Source organism: Candidatus Aeolococcus gillhamiae (genome assembly GCF_016464765.1).
Lineage (GTDB): Bacteria > Chloroflexota > Dormibacteria > Aeolococcales > Aeolococcaceae > Aeolococcus > Aeolococcus gillhamiae.
In genome coordinates this window covers 1-10,038 of the sequence record NZ_JAEKNS010000022.1, presented here as the reverse complement: position 1 = coordinate 10,038, position 10,038 = coordinate 1, and the positions used below count along the sequence as shown (strand labels likewise).

The following is a 10,038-nucleotide window of genomic DNA, read 5'->3' as shown; positions in this document are numbered from 1 at the left end:
CCGATGACCTGGCCGCAGCACGCGACGCCGTTGTCGCGTCCGGCCGCCTGGCGGCGCGCGCCGGGCCTACCTTGCCGCCGTAGCGCGCAGCAGCGTGTTGTCGAGGCGCGCCAGGCAGTCGGCGCGCTGTGCCGCCTCGTCGACGGCGCGCAGCATCTCGACGCGGGTTGGATAGCGGATCAGGTCGAGATACTCGTGGAGGTCGGCAAGCAGCTGGGCCTGCTCCTCATAAGTGCGCCGACGCCGACCTTCCATCCCCGTGCCCCCTCAAATTGTCCCCGGGGCACATGCTACCGTTTGGCGCGATTGAAGTCCAATCTCAGAGGAGGCCGAAGAAGTGCCACGACGAGTCGTCGCCAGCCTGTACGTCAGCCTCGACGGCTACCTCGACGAGCCCGGCAGATGGTCGCTCCCGTTCTGGAGCGAGGAGGCCGCCCAGTTCAAAGCGAAGGAGCTGGCCGAGGCCGACGCGCTGGTGCTCGGGCGTCGCACCTACGAGGGTTTTGCCGCCGTCTGGCCGACCATGACGGGCACCGGCGAGTTCGGCGAGAAGATGAATGCCATGCCCAAGTACGTCGCCTCACGCACGCTGCACGAGGCGTCATGGAACGCCACGATCATCATCGGTGACGTCGCCGAGGCCGTCGCCCGGCTCAAGCAGGGGGATGGTGGCGATCTGCTCATCGGCGGCAGCGGCCAGGTCGTCGACTACCTCACCGAGCGCAACCTCGTCGAGGAGTACCGGCTCATGGTGCATCCGATCATCCTCGGCGCCGAGGGCAGCATTCGACTCTTCGGCGGCGCCCCGCGACGCAAGCTGACGCTCGTCGACACCGTCAGATTCCCCACCGGCGTGATGGTGAACACGTACCACCCCGCCCCGGATGAACCAGCACCCGCCTAGCGGGTCAGGGCAGGCGCCCATGTCCGACGGTCCAACCCGCCTTGCGCCAAGCGGCGCAATGACCTTCATGCTGATCCCCGGCGCCGGGGGCTATGCAGGCTACTGGCGCCACGTCGTCGCGAAGCTCCACGCGCACGGACATGACGCAATCCCCGTCGACCGCATCACACCGGACGAGATGCCCGGCGGTCACCTCGTCGCGCTCAGCCGTCCGGCGGAGCTCTGCGACCGCCTCGAGGCGCATCAGGCAGAGCTGTGATCAGCCACCCAGCCGTGCGCGCTGCGCTCGACCAGCTCGGCATCGCGTTCGAGGAAGTGCAGTGCGACCCCGCCCTCGCGGACACCGCTGCCTTCTGCGTCGCCTACGGCTTCGATCCTGCGGACGCCGCCAACTGCATCGTGGTCGCCTCGCGCCGCCCGCCCGGTCACCACCTGGTGGCGATGGTGCTGGCCACCACCCGCCTCGACGTCAACGGCCTCTGCTGCGAGCTGATGGGAGTGCGCCGGGCCAGCTTCGCTCCCGCCGAGCAGACCGCCGAGCTCACCGGCATGGAGATCGGCGGGGTGACCCCATTCGGCCTACCGGTGGCGCTGCAACCGGTCCGGGTCGACGCGGCTGTCCTGGGGCGGAGCCGCGTAGTGGTGGGCGGAGGCGATCGCTCCGTCAAGCTGGTCATCGAGTCCGCCGTGCTGGGGCGCACGCCGCTCTTCGAGGTCGTCGAGGGTCTGGCGATGCCGGCCGGCGAGCCGCCCGCTCACTGATCGGCGTCAGCCATCGCCCTCCCTACAATCGGTCGGCATGCCGCGTCTTGAGCTCGTCGAGTGCTCGCTGCGGGCCGGACAGCAGGCGCTGCTGCTGAGCCGCCTGCGCAACCGTCACGCCATCCCGGTGGCCCGCGTGCTCGACGGCTGCGGCTTCGCCGGCCTCGACGTCTTCGGGGGCACCACCTTCGAGGCGGCCCTGCGCTTCCTCGGCGAGGATCCCTTCGGGCAGCTCCGCGCCATCCGCGAGGCGGCGCCGTCCAGCACCCTGATGGCGTCACTCGGCGGCCAGGCCCTCACCGGCCACCGCCACGTCGGCGACGACGTCGTCGATGCCTTCATCAAGGTCGCCGCGGATGCCGGCATCGATCGCTTCCGCATCCACGATCCACTCAACGACGTGCGCAACCTGCGCCACGCCATGGAGGCGGCACGCCGGGTCGGACGCCAGGTCGAGGCGGCCATCGTCTATGCCGACTCGCCACGCCACGACCCCGATCTCGTGGTCGCGCTCGCCGAGGAGCTCGCCGGCATCGGCGCCGACTCCATCTGCATCCACGATCCGCTCGGCCTGCTCGGCGTCGCCCGCATCGGCGACCTGGTGCAGCGCGTCGTCGACGCCACCAACCTTCCGCTGGCGCTGTCGCTGTCGACGCAGACGGGCCAGGCGGAGTTCGCGGTGTACGCCGCGGCGGTCGCGGGCGCGTCGCGCCTCGACGTCGCGCTGGCACCGCTGGCCGGCGGCGCGTCCGTGCCTGCGGCCGAGGGGGTCATCGCCGCGCTGCGCGGCACCGAGCTCGACACCGGCATCGACCTCGACCCGGTCACCGCGGCGTCGGCCGAGCTCGAGCACCAACTGCTGCCGTACGACGGCGTCTTTGACGTGCCCGCGCTGCGCGTCGACGGCGCCGCGCTGCGCGGTCTGCTGCCCCCCGCGGCGATGGGCCACGCGCTTGCCGAGCTGCGTGAGCGCAACCAGATCGATCGTCTCGACGACGTCGAGATCGAGGCGCGTCGGGTGCGCGCCGAGCTTGGCCACCCGCCGATGGTCACGCCGATCATCGAGATCGTGGCCACGCAGGCTGTGTACAACGTCTGCGACGGCGACCGCTACGCAACGGTCAGCCAGGAGGTCAAGGACTACTGTCTCGGCCTCTACGGCTCGCCGCCGTACCCCATTGACCCCGAGGTGCGCCGTCTCGTCAACGGGCGCGAGGAACCGATCACGTGCCGCCCGGCCGACCTTCTCGAGCCGGCGCTGCCCGCGCTCCGTCGTGAGCTCGAGCGCGAGGGCGTCAAGAGCCCCGACGACGCCACCGTGGTCAGCTTCGCGCTCTTCCCGTTGGAGACGCTGGCGCTGCGTCGCAGTGAGGTCGTGCCCGAGCGGCTCGGCGACGAGCCCCAAGCGGAGGAGGCCGCGGCCGCCCCGCAGGAGAACGGCGATGCTGCGACCGCAGCCACGGAGGCTATTGCCGCCGCACCGCCGGAGGAGGTGCGCGAGCTCACCGTTGAGGTCGACGGCCAGAGCTACAGCGTGCGCGTCATCGGCGCAGGCGTCGGCGGCGGTGGTGGCGGCGCGTCGGCAGCAGCAGCCGCTCCGGTGGTTCGTGAGGGCACTGTCGTCGCTCCCATGCAGGGTCTGATCCTCAAGGTTGCGGTCAAGGTTGGCGACAATGTGGATCTCGGCGGCGTGGTTGCGGTGCTCGAGGCCATGAAGATGCAGAACGATGTCACCGCCAGCCGCGCCGGCACCGTCAGCGCGGTGCACGTCAAGGAGGGCGACGTGGTCGGCCCGCGCGACCCCATCGTGCAGATCGACTGATGTTCACCAAAGTACTCGTCGCCAACCGCGGCGAGATCGCGCTGCGGGTCATCCGCGGCTGCCGCGACCTCGGCGTCGCCACCGTCGCTGTGCACAGCGAGGCCGACCGCACCGCGGCGTTCGTGCTGCTCGCCGACGAGGCGGTGGAGATCGGTCCGGCGCCGTCGGCGCAGTCGTACCTGGTGATCGACCGCATCATCGACGCCGCCAAAGCCACCGGCGCCGAGGCCATCCATCCCGGCTATGGTTTCCTCAGCGAGAACCAGCAATTCGCGCGCGCCTGCGCCGACAACGGGATCGTCTTCATCGGCCCGAGCCCCGAAGCGATGGCGGCGATGGGCGAGAAGGTGCCGGCGCGCCAGCGCATGCGCGACAGCGGGGTGCCGATCGTGCCTGGCAGCGACGCGCTCGAGGACGTCGAGGGCGCGGTCGCCGCCGCCACGGAGGTGGGGTACCCGGTGCTCATCAAGGCGTCGGCGGGTGGTGGTGGCATCGGCATGCGGGTCGCCCACGACGAGAAGGAGTTGCGCGAGAGTCTCGAAGCCGCGCAGAGCACAGCGCAGCGCGCCTTCGGCAACGCCACCGTGTTCCTCGAGCGCTACGTCGACTCGCCGCGCCACATCGAGATCCAGGTGCTTGCCGACACCCACGGCAACATCGTCCACCTCGGCGAGCGCGAGTGCTCGATCCAGCGGCGCCACCAGAAGATCCTCGAGGAGGCGCCGTCGCCGACCATCGACGCCGCCACCCGGGCGCGCATGGGCGAGGCCGCGGTGACCGCGGCGCGGGCCGTCGGCTACGTCAACGCGGGGACCGTCGAGTTCATCTACAGCAACGGCGAGTTCTTCTTCCTGGAGATGAACACGCGCCTCCAGGTGGAGCACCCGATCACCGAGCTGGTGTACGGCGTCGACCTGGTCGTCGAGCAGCTGCGCATCGCCGCCGGTGAGGTGCTGCAGCTGCGCCAGGAGGACCTTGTTCCACGTGGCCACGCCATCGAGTGCCGCGTCAACGCCGAGCGCTACGCCAAGAACTTCATGCCCTCACCGGGACAGGTGACCGGGTACCGGGAGCCGAGCGGTCCCGGTGTGCGCGTCGACTCCTCACTGGCCGCGCCCGGCATGGTGTCGCCGAACTACGACCCCATGATCGCCAAGCTGATCGTGTGGGCGCCAACGCGTGAGCTGGCCATCGCGCGCATGCGTCGCGCGCTTCTCGAGTACGCGATCACCGGGATCAGCACCAACATGTGCTACCACCTCGCCATCCTCGACGACCCCGATTTCATCTCCGGGGACTACACGACACACTTCATCGAGGGCCACCCCGAGCTCATTGCCGCGGCGGAGGCGTGGGAGGAGCGCAAGCAGCCGTTCCTGCGCGTTCTGCGCGACCCGGCGCGCGCGGCGGCCATAGCGGCAGCGGCGGTCGCCGTCTCCTGACGCGGGTGCCGAGGCCAGGTCGCACCCTCGCCGTCGCCGTGTACCGGCCGCTCGCCGAGCAGCTCGCCGGGCTCGCCGCGCCGGGCCAGGGGGAGAGCGTGCTCGAGCTGTCTGCCGGCGACGGCGAGTTGACTGCCCGGCTTCAGGCCGCGGTCGGCGGCGGCGGCAGCGTCGAGGTCATCGAACGCCCCGGCACCACCGTGCCCCGTCAGGGCGCCTTCGACCTGGTGGTCTCCCTGCTCGCCGTCGAGACCCAGGCGGAGCTCGACGTGATGCAACCCCACCTCGAGGTCGTTGCGGGGCGTGCCTTCATCGGCATCGGCGCAGGCGGATTGACGTACGACAACGCGCTCCAGGCCGCGTGGCGCCGGCTCACCGGTGCGGACCTTGGCGCGCTCGCCTCGAGCGCACCCGTCGCCGCGCCGCGTGGTTGGCGGCAGCGGCGCCTCTCTGACGTGGCTCGCTTCGACGGTATCGACCAGCTGCTCATCGCGCTGCTCGACGAGCGCGGCATCGACGTGGCGCCGCGCCGCGCCGCGCTGCGCGAGCGCCTGGCGCGCGAGGTGGCACCATTCACCGCAGCCGACGGCACGATGCGCATCCCGGTGCACGTGACCCTGGTGGAGCACGGCGCAGCTGACAGCGTGAACGAGGGGAGACCATGACCACACTCCAGAACCGGCCCAACACGGCGCTCCTGGTCATCGACGTGCAGAACGGCGTCGTCGAGGGAGCGCACCAACGCGACGCGGTCGTTGCCAACATCGGCAGCATTGTCGAGAAGGCAAGGCGCGCACGCGTGCCCGTCGTGTGGGTCCAGCACGCCTCCGAGGAGCTGGTGACGGGAAGCGACAGCTGGCGGATCGTCCCGGAGCTGAGCCCGGGCGACGCCGAGCCACTCATCGAGAAGAACTACGGAGACTCCTTCGAGGACACCACCCTCGAGGGGGTGCTCGCGGGCCTCGGGGTCGGTCGACTCATCGTGGTCGGCGCCGAGACCGATGCGTGCGTCCGCTCGACGCTCCATGGCGCGCTCACCAGGGGGTACGACGCAACTCTGGTCAGCGACGCCCACACCGCGCAGGACAAGACGGACTGGGGTGCGCCGCCCCCAGACCAGGTCATCGCGCACACCAACCTGTACTGGACCTACCAGGCAGCGCCCGGGCGGACGGCCGGTACGGTCGCGACTGGGGACGTCGATTTCGCCTGAGTCAGACGGCTGCAGCACCCCAGAGTCATCGATGTCGCGCCGATGAGTTCGGCTCCCAGCACAGGTCCAACACTTCGAGACCAAACCTCCAGGGAGCAGACATGACCGTGAACGGACGGACCCGCTGGCTTGCCTTGATCGTCCTGTGCCTCGGCACTCTGATGATCGTCCTCGACTCGACGATCGTGAACGTCGCGCTGCCGTCGATCAGGGCCGACCTCCACTTCTCGCAGACGTCGCTCGCCTGGGTCGTCAACGCGTACCTGCTGACCTTCGGCGGGTTCCTGCTGCTCGGCGGCCGGCTTGGTGACCTCTACGGTCATCGACGGTTGTTCGTCGGCGGCATCGCGCTGTTCAGCGCAGCGTCGCTGTTCTGCGGGCTGGCGCAGTCGCAGGGTGAGCTGGTCGCGGGGCGAACCATCCAGGGCATCGGCGGCGCGGTCGCCTCGGCGGTGTCGCTCTCACTGACGATGAACATGTTCACCGAGGCTCGCGAGCGCGCCAAGGCGATGGGCATCTTCGGCTTCGTCGCCTCCGGCGGCGGCTCGATTGGCGTCCTCCTCGGCGGCGTGTTGACCAACTTCCTCAACTGGCACTGGATCTTCCTTGTCAACCTCCCCATCGGCGCGGTTGTGGTGGCGCTGTCGCTGCGGCTGCTTCCTGCTGGCAGCGGTCAGCACAGCGGCGCGCGCCTCGACGTCGCCGGAGCGCTGACCGTCACCTCGGCGTTGATGCTCGCCGTGTACGCCATCGTCAACGGCAACGAGTCCGGCTGGGCGTCGACAATCACTGCCGCGCGCCTGGCCGGTGCGGTGGCGCTCTTTGCGGCTTTCCTCGCCATCGAAGCACGGGTGACGGCACCGCTCATGCCGCTCGGCCTGCTGCGCCGGCGCAACGTGGCCACGGCCAACGGCATCGGCGTGCTGTGGGCCGCGGCGATGTTCGGCTGGTTCTTCGTATCGGCGCTGTACCTGCAGCTGGTTCTCGGCTACAGCGCACTGCAGGTCGGCCTGGCGTTCCTTCCCGGCAACCTGGTCATGGGCGCGCTCTCTGTCGGCGTCTCCGCGCGGGTGGTCATGCGCTACGGCATCAAGCGACCGCTGGCCATCGGGCTTCTCCTCGCCGCCGCGGGATTGGTCCTCTTCGCCCGCGCGCCGATCGGTGGCAGCTTCGTCATCGACGTGCTGCCGAGCATGATCCTGCTGGGAGCCGGCGCGGGACTGGCGTTCAACCCTGTGCTGCTCGCGGCGATGAGCGACGTCGCGCCTCAGGAGTCGGGCCTCGCGTCCGGTGTCGTCAACACCGCCTTCATGATGGGCGGTGCGCTCGGCCTCGCCATCCTCGCAAGCCTGGCGTCGTCACGCACTGCAGCACTCCACGCCGCCGCATCGAACCCGCTGGCATCGCTGCTCGGCGGCTACCACCTCGCATTCATCGTGGGCGCCGTGTTCGCGGCCACCGCCGCCGTCCTCGGCTGGGCACTGCTGCGGGTCGACGGTCGCATGGCCGCTGGCGAGGGTGAACGGTCCTCCGGCGCCGCGAGGGAGGCGGAGGTCGCCGCCTGAGCGGCGGTGCCAGGGTTCTAGTTCGGGGTCAATCCACTCACCCGGGCGGGGGACGCCCTTCCTTCGCCCACCGTGATGACCGCATCGTTCGTCGGGTCAAAGGCGTGCACAACGCTGTCGGATATGACCAAGGTGACATTGTCGCCCACTGCCATGCCGCGAGAGGCGGGCACGAGCGCCACCACGTCGTTGCCGGCGACATTGGCGTGGATGAGCTCCTCATTGCCGAGGAACTCCACCACCTCAACTGTCGCCGGGACGCTGATCGTGCCGTCGGTCGCGGAGTCCGCTGCATCGAAGTGCTCGGGGCGCATGCCCACGACCAGCTCCGAGTCGTTGCCGCGGGTGCGCGCCGTGGCCGCGGCTCGCCCGCTGAGCGGCATGTCCAGCCCGTCAAGCGCGAGCGACACGCGGTCACCGTCCGTCCGGACGCGACCGGTGAGGAAGTTCATCGCCGGGGAGCCGATAAAGCCGGCGACGAACCGATTGGCCGGCGCCTCGTACAGCATCTTCGGCGTTCCCACCTGCTGAAGCACTCCGTCGCGCATCACCGCGATGCGGTCGCCCATGGTCATCGCCTCGACCTGATCGTGGGTGACGTAGACGATGGTGGTGCCGAGACGCTGGTGCAGCCGGGCAATTTCCGCGCGGGTCTGCACGCGCAGCTTGGCGTCGAGGTTGCTGAGTGGCTCGTCCATGAGGAAGGCGGCCGGGTCGCGGACGATGGCTCGGCCCAGCGCGACACGCTGGCGCTGTCCGCCGCTCAGCGCCCCGGGCTTGCGGTCGAGCAGGTTCTCGAGGCCGAGGATCTGGGCGGCCTCGCGCACCTTTGTGTCGATCTCTGGCTTGGGGCGCTTGCGCATGCGGATGCTGAAGGCCATGTTCTCGAACACCGTCATGTGCGGGTAGAGCGCGTAGCTCTGGAAGACCATGGCGATGTCGCGGCTCTTGGGCGGCAGGTCGTTGACCACCCGGTCGCCGATGATGATCTGGCCGCCGCTGATGTCCTCGAGACCGGCGAGGCAGCGCAGGGCTGTGGTCTTGCCACACCCCGACGGCCCCACCAACACCAGGAACTCGCCGTCGTTGATCTCCAAGTTGAGGTCGTCGACCGCCAGCCCCTCGGCTCCGGGGTACCGCTTGTCCATCTGTTCGAAGGCGATACGCGCCATCAGCCGACTCCTCCGCTCATTTGACCGCGCCGGCCAGCACGCCGCGCACGAAGTAGCGCTGGAAGGCGAAGAACACCGCCAGCGGAATGATCATGGACACAAAGGATGCGGTCGAGATCACGTCGATGTTGGCGCCGAACTGGCGCAGCTGGCTGAAGATGGCCACGGTGATCGGCTGGTGAGGGTTGCTGGCCAGGAAGCTCAACGACACCAGCAGGTCGTTCCATACCCACAGGAACTGGAAGATCGCCAGGGAGGCGAGCGCGGGCTTGCCCAGCGGGAGCACGATGCGCCGGAACATCATCCACTCATTGGCGCCATCGATGCGCGCGGCCTCGAGGAGGTCCTTCGGGATGCCCGTGTAGAAGTTGCGCATCAGGAAGATGGCGAACGGCAACCCGAAGGCGACGTGGAACAGCACCACACCCGGCAGGGTGGCGAACAACCCGACCGACCGGTACAGCGATGACACCGGGATCAGCGCCATCTGCAGCGGGACGACCATCAGGGCCACGACAAGCACGAAGACCACGTCACGCCCCCGCCAGTCGAGGAAGACCATCGCGTAGCCAGTCAGTGACGCGATGAGCACCACCAGGATCGTCGAGGAGACGGTGATCAGGGCCGTGGTCAGAAGCGCGTCCGGGATATTGCCGTTCTGCAGGATGTGCGAGTAGTTGCTGAGCGTCAGCGAGAGCGGCGTGGTAAGGGCATGCCACCAACCCGAGGCGAAGTAGTCCTGCGGCGGCCTGAAGGAGGTGACCAGCAGCCCCACAGTGGGGACCAGCCAGAACAAAGCGATGATCACGAGCACCACGTTGAACACGCTGTGCCCGAAGAGTCTGCGCAGCCGTGCGTTGCGCGGCCGGCCTGCGGCGTCTGCCGGTGTGGCGAGAGCCGTCATCCGCGGATTCGCCGTACGTTGATGGCGATGACCGGGATGACCAGGACGAAGAGAACGACAGCCAGGGCGCTGCCGAGCCCGGGCTGGAAGCTCTGGAAGGCGCGCCGCCACATGTCGAGCGCGATGACATTGGTCTGCTGCTGCGAGGACTCAGGCACCAGCGACAGGATGATGTCGAAGATCTTCAGGACGTTGATGATCATCGTGATGAAGACGACGATCAGCACCGGGCGCAGCAGCGGAAAGGTGACGTG

12 protein-coding genes are annotated in these 10,038 nt (G+C 69.1%); 8 read left to right on the top strand and 4 right to left on the bottom strand.

From position 1 onward, the window contains the following. Positions 1-66: 66 nt before the first annotated feature. Complete coding sequence (locus JF886_RS01495; protein WP_337308895.1) at positions 67-255, bottom strand: hypothetical protein; 189 nt, start codon at positions 253-255, stop codon at positions 67-69. 82 nt (positions 256-337) lie between these two features. Here JF886_RS01495 and JF886_RS01490 point away from each other — a divergent pair, with 82 nt between their 5' ends. The 8 genes from JF886_RS01490 to JF886_RS01455 all read left to right on the top strand — a co-directional run bounded on the left by JF886_RS01490 (position 338) and on the right by JF886_RS01455 (position 7,708). Next, positions 338-904: a dihydrofolate reductase family protein gene (locus JF886_RS01490; protein WP_337308893.1), complete on the top strand. Its 567-nt coding sequence runs from the start codon at positions 338-340 to the stop codon at positions 902-904. Positions 905-962: 58 nt separating this feature from the next. After that, positions 963-1,163: a hypothetical protein gene (locus JF886_RS01485; protein WP_337308891.1), complete on the top strand. Its 201-nt coding sequence runs from the start codon at positions 963-965 to the stop codon at positions 1,161-1,163. Further along, positions 1,160-1,666, top strand: a complete 507-nt coding sequence (locus JF886_RS01480; protein WP_337308889.1) for a YbaK/EbsC family protein — start codon at positions 1,160-1,162, stop codon at positions 1,664-1,666. The genes JF886_RS01485 and JF886_RS01480 overlap by 4 nt, the downstream gene beginning before the upstream one ends. Before the next feature lie 37 nt (positions 1,667-1,703). After that, positions 1,704-3,488, top strand: a complete 1,785-nt coding sequence (locus JF886_RS01475; protein ID WP_337308888.1) for a pyruvate carboxylase subunit B — start codon at positions 1,704-1,706, stop codon at positions 3,486-3,488. Further along, a complete protein-coding gene (gene accC / locus JF886_RS01470) occupies positions 3,488-4,930 on the top strand; it encodes an acetyl-CoA carboxylase biotin carboxylase subunit (RefSeq protein WP_337308886.1) in 1,443 nt (480 codons plus the stop codon). Before JF886_RS01475 ends, accC begins: the two co-directional genes overlap by 1 nt. A gap of 5 nt (positions 4,931-4,935) precedes the next feature. Further along, on the top strand, positions 4,936-5,595 hold the full coding sequence (locus JF886_RS01465; protein WP_337308884.1) for a hypothetical protein: 660 nt from the start codon (positions 4,936-4,938) through the stop codon (positions 5,593-5,595). Continuing rightward, positions 5,592-6,143: an isochorismatase family protein gene (locus JF886_RS01460; protein WP_337308882.1), complete on the top strand. Its 552-nt coding sequence runs from the start codon at positions 5,592-5,594 to the stop codon at positions 6,141-6,143. Before JF886_RS01465 ends, JF886_RS01460 begins: the two co-directional genes overlap by 4 nt. A 101-nt stretch (positions 6,144-6,244) precedes the next feature. After that, on the top strand, positions 6,245-7,708 hold the full coding sequence (locus JF886_RS01455) for a DHA2 family efflux MFS transporter permease subunit (RefSeq protein ID WP_337308880.1): 1,464 nt from the start codon (positions 6,245-6,247) through the stop codon (positions 7,706-7,708). A 17-nt stretch (positions 7,709-7,725) separates the two neighbouring features. Here JF886_RS01455 and JF886_RS01450 read toward each other — a convergent pair whose 3' ends face one another. The 3 genes from JF886_RS01450 to JF886_RS01440 form a co-directional block, all read right to left on the bottom strand. Next, positions 7,726-8,880 (bottom strand): ABC transporter ATP-binding protein, encoded by a 1,155-nt coding sequence (locus JF886_RS01450; RefSeq protein WP_337308878.1) that lies wholly within the window; start codon positions 8,878-8,880, stop codon positions 7,726-7,728. A gap of 16 nt (positions 8,881-8,896) precedes the next feature. Then, positions 8,897-9,784: a carbohydrate ABC transporter permease gene (locus tag JF886_RS01445; protein WP_337308876.1), complete on the bottom strand. Its 888-nt coding sequence runs from the start codon at positions 9,782-9,784 to the stop codon at positions 8,897-8,899. Next, positions 9,781-10,038 (bottom strand): carbohydrate ABC transporter permease (locus JF886_RS01440; protein ID WP_502711378.1); only part of this gene is annotated, 258 nt, incomplete at its 5' end. The genes JF886_RS01445 and JF886_RS01440, both read right to left, overlap by 4 nt.

Excerpts from the sequence above, each read along its gene's own strand:
- JF886_RS01445 (WP_337308876.1), bottom strand. The coding sequence starts at position 9,784 with ATGACGGCTCTCGCCACACCGGCAGACGCCGCAGGCCGGCCGCGCAAC.
- JF886_RS01455 (WP_337308880.1), top strand. The coding sequence starts at position 6,245 with ATGACCGTGAACGGACGGACCCGCTGGCTTGCCTTGATCGTCCTGTGC.
- JF886_RS01485 (WP_337308891.1), top strand. The coding sequence starts at position 963 with ATGACCTTCATGCTGATCCCCGGCGCCGGGGGCTATGCAGGCTACTGG.
- JF886_RS01450 (WP_337308878.1), bottom strand. The coding sequence starts at position 8,880 with ATGGCGCGTATCGCCTTCGAACAGATGGACAAGCGGTACCCCGGAGCC.
- JF886_RS01475 (WP_337308888.1), top strand. The coding sequence starts at position 1,704 with ATGCCGCGTCTTGAGCTCGTCGAGTGCTCGCTGCGGGCCGGACAGCAG.
- JF886_RS01460 (WP_337308882.1), top strand. The coding sequence starts at position 5,592 with ATGACCACACTCCAGAACCGGCCCAACACGGCGCTCCTGGTCATCGAC.
- accC (WP_337308886.1), top strand. The coding sequence starts at position 3,488 with ATGTTCACCAAAGTACTCGTCGCCAACCGCGGCGAGATCGCGCTGCGG.
- JF886_RS01495 (WP_337308895.1), bottom strand. The coding sequence starts at position 255 with ATGGAAGGTCGGCGTCGGCGCACTTATGAGGAGCAGGCCCAGCTGCTT.